The organism is Pseudomonas sp. IT-P171 (assembly GCF_949767765.1).
Lineage (GTDB): Bacteria > Pseudomonadota > Gammaproteobacteria > Pseudomonadales > Pseudomonadaceae > Aquipseudomonas > Aquipseudomonas fluorescens_B.
The window spans coordinates 107287-120433 of the sequence record NZ_CATKQN010000011.1; the positions used below are offsets into that span (position 1 = coordinate 107287).

Genomic DNA, 13147 nt, shown 5'->3' on the forward strand with positions numbered 1-13147 from the left:
GACACGCGTGAAACACCCGGTCTTTCGATTTCAGAACACCCTTGCCATTGCAACTCCACGGCCTCTGCGCCGCGCTTTGCCGTGTCCGGCATTCTGAATTCACTGAAGAGATCGAGACGTTTTTATGGAATGGATAGCTGATCCCACCGCGTGGCTGGGCCTGCTGACGTTGATCGTGCTGGAGCTGGTGCTCGGCATCGACAACCTGGTGTTTATCGCGATCCTCGCGGACAAACTGCCCCCCGAGCAACGCGACCGTGCGCGAATCATCGGTTTGTCACTGGCGCTGCTGATGCGCCTGGGCCTGCTGGCGAGTATTTCCTGGCTGGTGACCCTGACCCAGCCGCTGTTCGAAGTGTTCGACAAGAGCTTCTCCGGTCGTGACCTGATCATGTTGTTCGGTGGTGTGTTCCTGTTGTTCAAAGCGACCATGGAATTGCACGAGCGACTCGAAGGTCATGTTGGCGAACGCTCATCCAGCACGGCTTACGCGCAGTTCTGGCCGATCGTCGCGCAGATCGTGGTGCTCGACGCGGTGTTCTCCCTCGACGCGGTGATTACCGCGGTGGGCATGGTCGATGAACTGGCGGTAATGATGATCGCGGTGATCATCTCCATTGGCCTGATGATCGTCGCCAGCAAGCCGCTGACGCGTTTCGTCAACGCACACCCGACGGTCATCATGCTGTGTCTGGGCTTCCTGATGATGATCGGTTTCGCGTTGACCGCTGAAGGCTTGGGCTTCCACATTCCGAAGGGCTACTTGTACGCGGCCATTGGTTTCTCGATCCTGATCGAAATTTTCAACCAGATCGCCCGGGCCCGGCGCAAGAAGTCCATGCAGGGCCTGCGACCCATGCGTGAGCGTACGGCCCACGCCGTGCTGCGTTTGTTGGGCGGTCGCAAGTTGGCGGCGGAAGAGGTGGGCGAGGAGATCTCCGATCTGCTGGACAACGGCGAAGCACCGAGCGAGGAGCTGTTCGATCGCCGCGAGCGCGTGATGATCAGCGGTGTCTTGCAACTGGCCGAGCGTCCGATCCGCACGCTGATGACCGTGCGCGCCGATGTCGATCACATCGACCTGTCCGACGACGCGGAAGCCATCCGTGCACGGCTGATGCATTCGTCCTACTCGCGCCTGCCGCTGATTCGCGATGGTGCGGTGGATGAGCCGCTGGGCTTCGTGCACAAGAAGGAATTGCTCAAGGAATACCTGTCCGGCAACGAGCCAAACCTCGAGCACCTGGCGCGCAAGACCCTCAATTTGCTTGACAGCTATTCGATCCTCAACGCTCTGGAACAGATGCGCAAAGCCTCGACTCACATTGCCTTTGTGGTCAATGAATTCGGTGACTTCGTCGGCGTGCTGACCATGACCGACATTCTCGAATCGATTGCCGGTGAGTTGCCCGATGCCAGCGAAATCGAAGGTCCGGATGTGGTCGAGGAGAAAGGCGGATTCGTGGTCAGCGGCGCGCTGAACCTGGCGCGGGTGCGTCAGCGGACCGGGTTTGCTGCCGAACCTACCGACGACTATCAGACCCTCGCCGGGTTGGTGGTGAGTCTGTTGGATCGGCTGCCGATGATTGGCGACAGCCATGAGTGGGAAGGCTGGCATTTGACAGTGGTGGCGGTTGAAGAGCGGCGGGTGACACGGGTTCGGCTGTTGCGGATCGGCCAGTAGTTTTTCTTTGGGTTTAAGGGCCTCATCGTCGGAACGCCGCCCGGAACAGACTCGCTCCCACAGGTATTGTATTACCCCTGAGGGAGGGGGCTTGGTCCGGGCGGCGTTCTGACGATGACAGTCTGATACCCGACCTGAAGTTCGCGCATATACAGATTCTGACAAAGCCTGCTCAATGAGCTTTGCTTTATTTTGATTCGCTGAACGTCAACTGTGGTGCAAATACCCGTCTTCTGTAGCCAACGGTAGCGCTACGCCATCGTCTCGTTTCGTAACGCATTTTCCCCGAAAAATCCCATCCCACTGATTCAAAACACTTTTCAATCTCCCCTACATTCCTGTCACAACCTGTGGCACACTTTCTGCTGTCTATTCCGTTGTTACATACCAAGTTCCGGTATAGCGGAATAAACATCATCCTGGAGTGCTTGCCATGCATCGCCGACCTTCCTTGTTTAAAGCGTGTGTTTTTCTCTTTGCGGCTTCGGCTGCTGCCGTGGGCGTTGCCCAGGCGGCGGACAGCAAGCTCGACAGTGTGCTGGCCCGCGGGAAACTGATCGTGGGTACGGGCAGTACCAACGCGCCGTGGCATTTCCAGGGAGCGGATGGCAAGTTGCAGGGTTTTGATATCGATATCGGGCGGATGGTCGCCAAAGGGTTGTTCAACGACCCGAGCAAGGTCGAGTTTGTGGTGCAGTCATCCGATGCGCGGATTCCCAACCTGTTGACCGACAAGGTCGACATGAGCTGCCAGTTCATCACCGTGACCGCCAGCCGTGCGCAACAGGTCGCCTTCACGTTGCCGTACTACCGCGAAGGTGTCGGCCTGCTGTTGCCGGCGAACAGCAAGTACAAGGAAATCGAAGACCTCAAGGCGGCCAATGACAGCGTGACCGTAGCAGTGCTGCAGAACGTGTACGCCGAAGAGCTGGTGCATCAGGCGCTGCCCAAAGCCAAGGTCGATCAGTACGACAGCGTGGACCTGATGTATCAGGCCGTGAACTCCGGCCGTGCCGACGCCGCCGCCACCGATCAGTCGTCGGTGAAATACCTGATGGTGCAGAACCCCGGCCGCTATCGCAGCCCGTCCTACGCCTGGAGCCCGCAAACCTACGCCTGTGCCGTAAAGCGTGGCGATCAGGACTGGCTGAACTTCGTCAACACCACCCTGCATGAAGCCATGACCGGCGTTGAGTTCCCGACTTACGCGGCGTCCTTCAAACAGTGGTTCGGTGTCGATCTGCCTACTCCAGCCATCGGTTTCCCTGTCGAATTCAAATGATCCCGTGAGAGCGGGGCGGTGATGAATCGCCCCGTTCAAGGTACTGCTGACCATGAACTATCAGTTGAACTTTGCCGCCGTGTGGCGCGATTTCGACACCTTGCTGGCGGGGCTCGGTCTGGGCCTTGAGCTGGCGCTGGTGTCGATCGCCATCGGCTGCGTGATCGGCCTGCTGATGGCGTTTGCCTTGCTGTCAAAGCATCGCGCGTTGCGGGTGCTGGCATCGGTGTATGTGACGGTGATCCGCAATACGCCGATTCTGGTGTTGATTCTGTTGATTTACTTCGCCTTGCCGAGTCTCGGCATTCGTCTGGACAAGATCCCGTCGTTCATCATCACCCTGTCGCTGTACGCCGGGGCTTACCTGACCGAAGTGTTCCGTGGCGGCTTGTTGAGCATTCCCAAGGGGCAGCGCGAAGCCGGGTTGGCGATCGGTCTGGGCGAGTGGCAGGTCAAGGCCTACGTCACCGTCCCGGTGATGCTGCGCAATGTGTTGCCGGCGCTGTCGAACAACTTCATTTCGCTGTTCAAGGACACCTCGCTGGCGGCGGCGATTGCCGTGCCGGAGCTGACCTATTACGCGCGCAAGATCAATGTCGAGAGCTACCGGGTGATTGAAACCTGGATGGTCACTACAGCGCTCTATGTTGCGGCCTGTTACCTCATTGCCATGATGCTGCGTTACCTCGAGCAGCGTCTGGCGATCCGCCGATAGGAGGCCCCATGTACGAATCACCCAGTTGGTTGCATGAATTGTGGGTTGCCCGCGAAGTGTTGTGGCAAGGCTTTCTCACCAGCGTGCAGGTGTCTGCCCTGGCGATTTTGCTGGGCACGATGGTCGGCATTGTCACGGGGCTGGTGCTGACCTACGGCAAGTTCTGGATGCGCGCGCCGTTCCGTTTCTACGTGGACATCATTCGCGGCACGCCGGTGTTTGTGCTGGTGCTGGCCTGCTTCTACATGGCGCCGGCGCTGGGCTGGCAGATCAGCGCGTTTCAGGCCGGTGCCTTGGGGTTGACGCTGTTCTGCGGTTCCCACGTCGCCGAGATTGTGCGCGGTGCGCTGCAAGCGTTGCCGAGCGGACAGATGGAAGCGAGCAAGGCGATTGGCCTGACGTTTTTCCAATCCCTCGGCTATGTGCTGTTGCCCCAGGCGTTGCGGCAGATCCTGCCGACCTGGGTCAACTCGTCCACCGAGATCGTCAAGGCCTCGACGCTGTTGTCGGTGATCGGCGTCGCCGAGTTGCTGCTCAGCACCCAGCAGATCATCGCCCGGACGTTCATGACCCTAGAGTTTTACCTGTTCGCCGGATTTCTGTTTTTCGTCATCAACTACGCCATCGAATTACTCGGCCGGCACATTGAAAAGCGGGTGGCCTTGCCATGACTCAACCTCAAGTTTCGAACGCTCAAAACGGGCAGCCCCTGCTGGACATTCGCGGGCTGCACAAAAAGTATGGCCAGCTGGAAGTGCTCAAGGGCGTAGACCTGACCCTGCAGCGCGGCAACGTGGTCACGCTGATCGGTTCCAGCGGTTCGGGCAAGACCACGCTGCTGCGCTGCGTGAACATGCTCGAAGAGTTTCAGGGCGGGCAGATCATGCTCGATGGCGAGTCCATCGGTTATGACGAGGTCAACGGCAAGCGCGTACGGCACGCGGAAAAAGTCATTGCCCGGCATCGCGCCATGACCGGCATGGCGTTCCAGCAATTCAATCTGTTCCCGCACCTGACAGCCTTGCAGAACGTCACCCTCGGTCTGCTCAAGGTCAAGAAACTGCACAAGGACGAGGCCGTGGCCCTGGCGGAAAAGTGGCTGGAGCGGGTCGGCCTGCTGGAGCGACGTGATCATTATCCCGGTCAGTTGTCTGGCGGTCAGCAACAGCGTGTGGCGATTGCCCGGGCGATCGCGATGAACCCGAGCCTGATGCTGTTCGACGAAGTCACCTCGGCCCTCGACCCGGAGCTGGTGGGCGAAGTGTTGAGCGTGATCAAGGGGCTCGCCGAAGACGGCATGACCATGCTGTTGGTAACCCACGAAATGCGTTTCGCCTTCGAGGTTTCGGACAAGATCGTTTTCATGAATCAGGGGCGGATCGAAGAGCAGGGGCCACCCAAGGAGCTGTTCGAACGCCCGCAATCGCCGCGTCTTGCCGAGTTTCTGAAAAACACTCGGTTCTAAACCCCTTTCAATCAGGAGAAACACTCATGAGCATTACTCGTTACGGCACCGGCAGCACCGCCGCTGGCGGCCAGCCTCGCCCTTTCGCCCGTGCCGTTGAAGCCGATGGTTGGCTGCACGTGTCCGGGCAAGTGCCGGCGCTGGATGGCGAGATCATTGTGGGCGGCATCGTCGAGCAGACTCACCAGACCATGAAGAACCTGATCGCGATTCTGGAAGAGGCCGGTTATGGCCTGAAAGATGTGGTGCGTGCGGGCGTGTGGCTGGAGGATCCGCGGGATTTCACCAGTTTCAACAAGGTCTTCTCCGAGTACTTCAAACCCGAACACGCTCCGGCCCGTGCCTGTGTGCAGGCGAACATGATGGTGGATTGCAAAGTCGAGATCGACTGCATCGCGTACAAGAAAAAGGCCTGAACCGAGTCGCGCCCATCGCTGGCAGGCCAGCTCCCACAGGATTCTATGGGCTGCCACAGATTGCAGACACACTCTCCATCCCTGTGGGAGCTGGCCTGCCAGCGATGGCGTCCTAACAGTCGCCACCGCACTCTGGTTAAACTCCCGGCACTTTAATGGGAACCACTGAAATGACCGAAGACACCATCAAGCGCCGGGCTCGCGGTCTGGACCGGGCGTTCGATATCCTCGATTTCCTCAAGGAAATCGGCCAGCCCCTGCGTCCGAATGAAATCGCCAGCGGCATCGGCAGCCCGAAATCCACGGTCTACGAACTGGTGGCCTCGCTGCTGGAACGGCGGATTCTCGAGCCTGTGGGCAAGGACGGTCACGTCTACCTCGGCCGTCAGCTGTATTTTCTCGGCCAGGCGCATTTGCGCCACTTCGACCTGACCCGCGAGGCCGACCACGCCTTGCAGGAGATCGTCAGCCAGACCCATGAAACCGCGCAGATGTGCCTGCTCAACGGGCGCAAGTACACGGTGGCATTGATGAAAGAGGGCGAGCGGCATTTCCGCATTTCCTCGGACATCGGCGAGAACGCCCCAATCCCGTGGACCGCATCCGGACGCCTGTTGCTGGCGCACCTGAGTGACGAGGAAATCATCGACCTGATCGATCACGACGACTTCATCCTGCCCAACGGCGAGCGCCTGCCGCTGGAGCAGTTTCTCGGTGAAATCCGTCAGGCCGGAATCGACGGGTTTTTCTCGTTCGACAGCGTCGCCGACACCTTTACCCATTGCTTCGCCGCCCCGGTCAAAGACCCGAACGGCGTGGCCATTGCTACCTTGTGCATCGTCGCCCCGCGGGCCGATGCCAAGACACATTACAACGACTATCGCCGGGTGTTGATCGACAACGCCAACCGCCTGGCCCGTCGCATTAACGAATAACAGCGGCTGCCTGCGGCCGCGAATGTAAGGAGTTCGACCATGTCTACTGCCCAAAATACTGCCGCCGTGGAAAAGGGTTTCGCCCAGACCGGTGCCCACCTGGTGCGCGACGTCAGCCTGCCAGCGCTGGTGCTGCATCGCGAGGCGCTGGAACACAACATTCGCTGGATGCAGGCGTTCGTCAGCAATAGCGGCGCCGAACTCGCGCCCCATGGCAAGACCAGCATGACCCCGGCACTGTTTCGCCGCCAACTGGACGCCGGCGCCTGGGGCATCACCCTGGCCAGCGCCACGCAAACCCGTGCGGCGTATGCCCATGGCGTCCGTCGGGTGCTGATGGCGAACCAACTGGTCGGTACGCCGAACATGGCGCTGATCGCTGATTTGCTGGCGGACCCGACGTTCGATTTCCATTGCATGGTCGATCACCCGGACAACGTCGCGGACCTCGGCGCGTATTTCGCTTCGCGCGGCGTACGCCTCAACGTGATGATCGAGTACGGCGTGGTCGGCGGTCGTTGTGGCTGCCGTACGGAAGAGGAAGTGCTCGCGCTGGCCAAAGCCATCAACGCCCAACCGGCATTGGCGTTGACCGGCATTGAAGGCTATGAAGGCGTGATCCATGGTGATCATGCCGTCACCGGCATCCGTGAGTTTGCGGCGTCGTTGGTGCGTCTGGCGGTGCAGTTGCAGGACAGTGGCGCGTTCGCCATTGCCAAGCCGATCATCACCGCGTCGGGTTCAGCCTGGTACGACCTGATTGCCGAATCCTTCGAAACGCAGAACGCCGCCGGCCGTTTCCTCAGCGTATTGCGCCCCGGCAGCTACGTGGCGCACGACCATGGCATCTATAAAGAAGCGCAATGCTGCGTGCTCGACCGCCGCAGCGATTTGCACGAAGGCCTGCGTCCGGCGCTGGAAGTCTGGGCTCACGTGCAGTCGTTGCCGGAGCCGGGTTTTGCGGTGATCGCTCTGGGCAAGCGCGATGTGGCCTACGACGCCGGTCTGCCGGTGCCGTTGCTGCGTTACAAGGCCGGTGCGGTGCCGGCGAAGGGCGACGATGTCAGCGCCTGCAAGGTGACGGCGGTAATGGACCAGCATGCGTTCATGACGGTGGCGCCAGGTGTTGAGTTGCGGGTGGGCGATATCATTTCGTTCGGGACTTCGCACCCGTGCCTGACGTTCGACAAGTGGCGGACCGGGTGTCTGGTGGATGAGCAGTTGAATGTCATCGAAACCATGGAAACCTGTTTCTAAGGTTCGGAACCGAGGAGCGGCTATCGCGAGCAGGCGCTCCCACAATGGAATGCGTTCCCCCTGTGGGAGCGAGCCTGCTCGCGATAGGGCCATCCCAGACAACATAGAAACACCAGAGATTCGAAAACATGAACACCATCAACACCCTCGGCCCCAACGCCCCGCGTATCGCCCTGATCGGCGAATGCATGATCGAGCTGCAGCAACGTGCCGACGGCAGTCTGCAACAGAGCTTCGGCGGCGATACCTTGAACACCGCGGTCTACCTGTCCCGCGAACTGGGCGATGGTGGTGCGGTGGATTACGTCACTGCCCTGGGCGATGACAGTTTCAGCGACGCCATGTGCCAGAGCTGGGCCGACGAAAACATCGGTCTGGGCAGGGTCCAGCGCTTGCCCGGCCGCTTGCCCGGGCTGTATTGCATCCAGACCGACGCCGCCGGCGAGCGCCGTTTTCTCTATTGGCGCAACGAAGCCGCGGTCCGTGACTGCTTCACCACCCCGGCGGCGGCCCCCATTCTCGCGGCGTTGCCGGACTACGACGTGCTGTATTTCAGCGGCATCACCCTGGCGGTGCTTGGCGTGCAAGGTCGGGCGAAACTGCTGGAAACCCTGATCGAAGCCCGGCAGCGCGATGCGCGCATTGTGTTCGATAACAATTACCGGCCACGTTTGTGGGCGTCGATCGAGGAGGCTCGGGCGGCTTATCGCAGCGTGTTGCCGTATGTCGACCTCGCGTTGCTGACGGTGGATGACGAGCAGGCGCTGTTCCATTTTTCCGGTTGCGAGGCGGTGTTTGCCGCTTACGCGCAAATGGGCACGCCGGAAGTGGTGCTCAAGCGCGGCGCCGAGGCGTGTCTGATTCGTTGTGACGGCGAGTCGTTCGAGGTGCCGGCGCACAAGGTTGAACGCGTGGTCGATACCACGGCGGCGGGGGATTCGTTCAGTGCGGCGTACCTTGCCAGTCGGCTCAAGGGCGGCAGCCCGGTAGAAGCGGCCGAGGCCGGGCATCGGTTGGCGAGTCGAGTGATTCAGGTGCCGGGGGCGTTGATCCCCAAAGACTGAGACGAATGATTTGTGGTGAGGGCGCTTGCTCCCGTTGGGCTGCGAAGCAGCCCCAATACCTGAAAGCACCTACTGTCAGGCACACCGCATTCTCAGGTTTTACGACTGCTTCGCAGCCGAGCGGGAGCAAGCTCCCTCGTCGCAGGAGGTCTCGGCCAACCGATCAATCCCGGTAAAACACCTGCACCAGGTGATACCCGAACTTGCTCTTGATCGGTCCGTGCACCACCCGCAGCGGTTTCTTGAAGATCACCGCGTCAATCACACCCACCATCTGCCCCGGCCGCACTTCACCCAGATCACCGCCGCGCTTGCCGGACGGGCAGGTGGAGTATTTCTTGGCCAGCACATCGAAGGCTTCGCCCTTGGCGATGCGTTGTTTGAGCTGCTCGGCTTCTTCCGAGGTTTTCACCAGAATATGGCGGGCTTGAGCTTTCATTGGGGCAGATACCTTGCAACGGTGGTGGCTATGCGGGTGCTAGCGTGGGGCGCGCGATTATGCCTTAACTCGCTGAAAAGATCGCAGCCTGCGGCAGCTCCTACGGTTGGCCGATCATCGCGCGAATCTTGTTGGCCAGCAGATCAATGGAAAACGGTTTGGCCACCATGTCCATGCCTTCCTCGAGGAAACCCTGGCGTTCGGCGGCTTTCTCCGCGTAGCCGGTCATGAACAGCACCTTGAGTTCCGGCCGGTGCTGGCGCGCGATTTCTGCCAGTTGCCGACCGTTCATGCCCGGCAGCCCGACATCGGTCACGAGTAGATCCACGCGCACGTCGGACTCCAGCAAGGGCAGGGCAGACTTCGCGTCCTCGGCTTCATGGGCGTGATAACCCAGCTCATTCAGCAAGTCGAGGACCAGCATGCGCACGGCTGGATCATCCTCCACCAACATCACGGTTTCACCGGCAATCGCCGCTGGCGCCTCGCCGCTGAAAGGCATTAGCGTGTTCTCCGGTTCCGGGAAATACAGCCGCGGCAGGTAAAGGCGAACGCAGGTGCCCTGGCCTGGAGCGCTGTGGAGTTTGACGTGGCCGCCAGACTGCTGGGCAAAACCATAAATCATTGACAAACCAAGCCCTGTGCCCTGGCCGATGGGTTTGGTGGTGAAGAAAGGATCGAACGCCTTGGCCAGCACCGACGGGGTCATGCCGGTGCCGTTGTCGCTGACGGCAATCATCACGTAATCCCCGGGCTTGACTGTTTCCAGGGTGGTGATATCGCTGCCTTCGAGGTAAACATTGGCCGTTTCAATCAGCAACTCGCCGCCATCGGGCATGGCGTCGCGGGCGTTGATCACCAGGTTGAGCAACGCGTTTTCCAGTTGGCTGACGTCGGTGCTGACCGGCCAGGCTTCATCGGCCAGTCGCAGCTTCAGCGCGATGTGATCGCCTTTGGTGCGGCTGAGCAGGTCTTCCAGGGAATGAATCAGCGCGTTGGCATTCAGCGTCTTGCGATCCAGCGACTGGCGTCTGGAGAATGCCAGCAGGCGATGGGTCAGGGCGGCCGCGCGGTTGGCTGACGACACGGCCGCCTCGGTGAAACGGCCGATCTCGGCGGCGCGACCGTCAGCGATGTAGCGCTGCATCAGGTCGAGGCTGCCGATAATCCCGGTGAGCATGTTGTTGAAGTCATGGGCAATGCCGCCAGTGAGCTGACCGACCGCTTCCATTTTCTGAGCATGGCGCAAGGCGTCTTCAGCACGTTCGCGCTCGAACATCTCGTTTTGCAGGCGCTGGTTCGCTTCGGCCAATTGCTGGGTGCGGGCGGCAACGCGTTCTTCAAGGGTTTCGTTGAGATTGCGCAAGGCTTCTTCGGTCTGTTTGCGTTCGGTTTCATCGATCACGAAAATGTAGAAACCGTTCACCGCGCCATCCGGCCCGTGGCGGGGCAGGTAGTTCATCAAGGCCTGACGGGTGCTGCCATCACGATGCGGCGTGCTGATGCTGAAGCAACAGGTTCTGCCTGCCAGTGCTTCGGCGATGTATTCGGCGCGCAAGGCGTAGGCTTCGTCACCCAGCACCTCACGAATGGTCCGACCGTAGAGTTCCTGGGGCGTCAGGCCGTACCAATCCAGGTATGCGGCGTTGTTCAGGCGAAAGCGTTCCTCGCTGTCGACGTAACTGATCAGGATCGGTATGGCGTGGATGATCAGTTGCAGCTCGGTCTGGCTCTGGCGCAACGCCTGTTCGGTGTGTTTGCGTTCGGTCAGGTCCAGGGCAGCGCCGAGGAAACGGATGGGCCGGCCATGGTGATCCTTGTAGCAGCGGCCCCGGGCAAACACCCAGCGCAGCTGACCGTCGGGTTGCAGCAGGCGATACTCCTCGGCGTATTCGGTTCCGTGGGTGATGCAATGCTTGATGCTGCGGGTGACCATCGCACGGTCTTCCGGATGCACTGCTCCCAGGTAGTCGCTGATTGGCAATTGGCTGGCGAGTAGCGGATCGATACCGTGCAACTGGGCAAAGTGGGCATCGGCAATGAAGCGGTCTTCGCTGATGTCCCAGTCCCAGGTGCCGACGGCGTCGGTGGCGGCCAGCGCCAATTGCAGGCGTTCCTCGGTTTCGCGCTGAGCCTTCAGGCTGGCGGCCGAGCGTTGTTCAAGTTCGAGGGCAATGCGTCGGCGTTCGTTGGTTTCGATGGCGGTGACCAGAATCCCGGCGACCTCGGCGCTTTCATCGCGGATCGGACTGTAGGTCAAATCCAGCCAGAAGTCGGACTCGTCATTGTCACGTTGCAGGGTAAAGCGCTGTTCGCTGTAGGTTCGCACCTGGCCCTGTAGGACGGCGCTGTAAATCGGGTCGGTAAAGTCTTTGAGTTCTGGCCAGATCTGGTGTGTCGGTTGTCCGAAAGCGTGCGGATGCTTGCTGCCGGCCAACAGGGCGAAGCCGTCGTTGTAGATCTGCGTGAGTTCCGGCCCCCACAGCAACAGCATCGGCATCGGTGAGTGAATCACGATGTCCACTGCCGTACGCAGGCTCTGCGGCCAGGCACTGGCGCTGCCGAGCGGGGTGCGCGACCAGTCCAGTCTGGCAATCAGGGCCTGGGCATCGCTGCCGGTGGGTGTTGCGTTCATCAAAGTGTTCCTGCACGTCAGTCAGTTTGGCGGCGTACTATCCTAGAGCGTTAGTCGCGGTATGACCCGTTTTTGGGGTCATTTCTGTTCATTCAATGCTTCGCGGGTGCTTTTTGCCATGGAAATCGATGGGCTTTTGAAGATTCTGGCCAGCCAGGAGGGTTCCGATCTGTACCTGTCCACCGGCGCGCCACCCTGCGCGCGGTTTGATGGTGTGCTTAAACCTTTGACCGACCAGCCATTCAAACCGGGGGAAATCACGGCGATTGCCATGTCCATCATGGACGCCGAGCAGCGGCTGGAGTTCGATCGGGAACTGGAGATGAACCTGGCGATCTCTTTGCCGGGTGTCGGGCGTTTTCGGGTCAACATTTTCAAGCAGCGCAACGACATGTCGATTGTGGTGCGTAATGTCAAACTCGACATTCCACGTTTCGAAGACCTCCGGTTGCCAGCGGTCCTGCTGGAAACGGTCATGCTCAAACAGGGGCTGATGCTGTTCGTCGGCGCCACCGACTCAGGCAAGTCTACCTCACTGGCGGCGTTGATCGATTATCGCAACCGCCACAGCAGCGGCCATATCATCACCATCGAAGACCCGGTCGAATACATTCATCGGCACAAGAAGTCGATCATCAATCAGCGCGAGGTCGGCGTGGATACCCGCAGTTTTCATGCGGCGTTGAAGAACACCCTGCGCCAGGCACCGGATGTGGTGCTGATCGGCGAGATCCGCGACCGTGAAACCATGGAGCATGCGTTGGCGTTTGCCGACACCGGGCACCTGGTGATTTCCACCTTGCATGCCCACAACGCCCATCAGGCGCTGGACCGTATCATCAACTTCTTCCCGGAGGAGCGGCGGACGCAACTGCTGCATGACCTGGGCAACAATCTCAAAGCGTTCGTTTCCCAACGGCTTGTGCGTACCCGTGATGGGCAACGGAGGGCGGCGGTGGAAGTGATGCTCGGTTCGCCGACCATTGGTGACTTGATCCGCCGTAACGAATTCGATGAGCTCAAGGGAATCATGGAGAAGTCCGTCGAGCAGGGCATGCAGACGTTCGATAGCGCGCTGTTCGCGTTGGTTGAAGAGGGTGCGATCGATGAGGAGGAGGCGCTGAAGCACGCGGACTCGGTGAACAATTTGCGCCTGCGACTGAAGCTGCATGCGGAAACATCCCCGGGCCCCCAAGCACCACCCGGCGAATGGGGACTGATGGACTGACACCGGCAGCTCCCGCCAGAGACGTTG

The 13147-nt window shown here is 60.2% G+C and carries 12 protein-coding genes; 10 read left to right on the plus strand and 2 right to left on the minus strand.

What is annotated here, in order from left to right; genetic code table 11:
- Positions 1 to 124 precede the first annotated feature (124 nt).
- From ACM6I5_RS08980 to ACM6I5_RS09020, 9 genes are all read left to right on the plus strand, one after another.
- Positions 125 to 1684 (plus strand): TerC family protein, encoded by a 1560-nt coding sequence (locus tag ACM6I5_RS08980; protein ID WP_017339155.1) that lies wholly within the window; start codon positions 125 to 127, stop codon positions 1682 to 1684.
- Between the two features lie 433 nt (positions 1685 to 2117).
- A complete protein-coding gene (locus tag ACM6I5_RS08985; protein ID WP_017339154.1) occupies positions 2118 to 2966 on the plus strand; it encodes a transporter substrate-binding domain-containing protein in 849 nt (282 codons plus the stop codon).
- Between the two features lie 52 nt (positions 2967 to 3018).
- Positions 3019 to 3681, plus strand: coding sequence for an amino acid ABC transporter permease (locus ACM6I5_RS08990; protein WP_017339153.1), 663 nt, complete (start codon positions 3019 to 3021; stop codon positions 3679 to 3681).
- Between the two features lie 8 nt (positions 3682 to 3689).
- Positions 3690 to 4352 (plus strand): amino acid ABC transporter permease, encoded by a 663-nt coding sequence (locus ACM6I5_RS08995; protein ID WP_017339152.1) that lies wholly within the window; start codon positions 3690 to 3692, stop codon positions 4350 to 4352.
- Entirely contained in the window at positions 4349 to 5146 is a 798-nt protein-coding gene (locus ACM6I5_RS09000; RefSeq protein ID WP_414883628.1) for an amino acid ABC transporter ATP-binding protein, read from the plus strand. Before ACM6I5_RS08995 ends, ACM6I5_RS09000 begins: the two co-directional genes overlap by 4 nt.
- Before the next feature lie 26 nt (positions 5147 to 5172).
- Positions 5173 to 5562 carry a RidA family protein gene (locus tag ACM6I5_RS09005; RefSeq protein WP_414883629.1) on the plus strand — a complete coding sequence of 130 codons (390 nt, stop codon included), beginning with the start codon at positions 5173 to 5175 and terminating at the stop codon, positions 5560 to 5562.
- A 170-nt stretch (positions 5563 to 5732) separates the two neighbouring features.
- Entirely contained in the window at positions 5733 to 6497 is a 765-nt protein-coding gene (locus tag ACM6I5_RS09010) for an IclR family transcriptional regulator (protein ID WP_017339149.1), read from the plus strand.
- A gap of 39 nt (positions 6498 to 6536) precedes the next feature.
- Entirely contained in the window at positions 6537 to 7754 is a 1218-nt protein-coding gene (locus ACM6I5_RS09015) for an amino acid deaminase (protein ID WP_414883630.1), read from the plus strand.
- 128 nt (positions 7755 to 7882) lie between these two features.
- Entirely contained in the window at positions 7883 to 8818 is a 936-nt protein-coding gene (locus ACM6I5_RS09020; RefSeq protein ID WP_017339147.1) for a sugar kinase, read from the plus strand.
- A 163-nt stretch (positions 8819 to 8981) separates the two neighbouring features.
- Here the strand turns inward: ACM6I5_RS09020 and ACM6I5_RS09025 are convergent, their stop codons facing one another.
- Positions 8982 to 9257, minus strand: a complete 276-nt coding sequence (locus ACM6I5_RS09025; protein ID WP_007898282.1) for a peptidylprolyl isomerase — start codon at positions 9255 to 9257, stop codon at positions 8982 to 8984.
- Between the two features lie 100 nt (positions 9258 to 9357).
- The gene (locus ACM6I5_RS09030) at positions 9358 to 11892 is read right to left on the minus strand and encodes a PAS domain-containing protein (RefSeq protein ID WP_414883631.1); all 2535 of its coding nucleotides are present in this window, start codon (positions 11890 to 11892) and stop codon (positions 9358 to 9360) included.
- A 118-nt stretch (positions 11893 to 12010) separates the two neighbouring features.
- Here ACM6I5_RS09030 and ACM6I5_RS09035 point away from each other — a divergent pair, with 118 nt between their 5' ends.
- Positions 12011 to 13120: a PilT/PilU family type 4a pilus ATPase gene (locus ACM6I5_RS09035; protein WP_414883950.1), complete on the plus strand. Its 1110-nt coding sequence runs from the start codon at positions 12011 to 12013 to the stop codon at positions 13118 to 13120.
- Positions 13121 to 13147: the final 27 nt, after the last annotated feature.

Bases quoted from the DNA above. Each gene is read 5' to 3' on its own strand.
- ACM6I5_RS08980 (WP_017339155.1), top strand. From the start codon at position 125: ATGGAATGGATAGCTGATCCCACCGCGTGGCTGGGCCTGCTGACGTTG.
- ACM6I5_RS08985 (WP_017339154.1), top strand. From the start codon at position 2,118: ATGCATCGCCGACCTTCCTTGTTTAAAGCGTGTGTTTTTCTCTTTGCG.
- ACM6I5_RS08990 (WP_017339153.1), top strand. From the start codon at position 3,019: ATGAACTATCAGTTGAACTTTGCCGCCGTGTGGCGCGATTTCGACACC.
- ACM6I5_RS08995 (WP_017339152.1), top strand. From the start codon at position 3,690: ATGTACGAATCACCCAGTTGGTTGCATGAATTGTGGGTTGCCCGCGAA.
- ACM6I5_RS09000 (WP_414883628.1), top strand. From the start codon at position 4,349: ATGACTCAACCTCAAGTTTCGAACGCTCAAAACGGGCAGCCCCTGCTG.
- ACM6I5_RS09005 (WP_414883629.1), top strand. From the start codon at position 5,173: ATGAGCATTACTCGTTACGGCACCGGCAGCACCGCCGCTGGCGGCCAG.
- ACM6I5_RS09010 (WP_017339149.1), top strand. From the start codon at position 5,733: ATGACCGAAGACACCATCAAGCGCCGGGCTCGCGGTCTGGACCGGGCG.
- ACM6I5_RS09015 (WP_414883630.1), top strand. From the start codon at position 6,537: ATGTCTACTGCCCAAAATACTGCCGCCGTGGAAAAGGGTTTCGCCCAG.
- ACM6I5_RS09020 (WP_017339147.1), top strand. From the start codon at position 7,883: ATGAACACCATCAACACCCTCGGCCCCAACGCCCCGCGTATCGCCCTG.
- ACM6I5_RS09025 (WP_007898282.1), bottom strand. From the start codon at position 9,257: ATGAAAGCTCAAGCCCGCCATATTCTGGTGAAAACCTCGGAAGAAGCC.
- ACM6I5_RS09030 (WP_414883631.1), bottom strand. From the start codon at position 11,892: ATGAACGCAACACCCACCGGCAGCGATGCCCAGGCCCTGATTGCCAGA.
- ACM6I5_RS09035 (WP_414883950.1), top strand. From the start codon at position 12,011: ATGGAAATCGATGGGCTTTTGAAGATTCTGGCCAGCCAGGAGGGTTCC.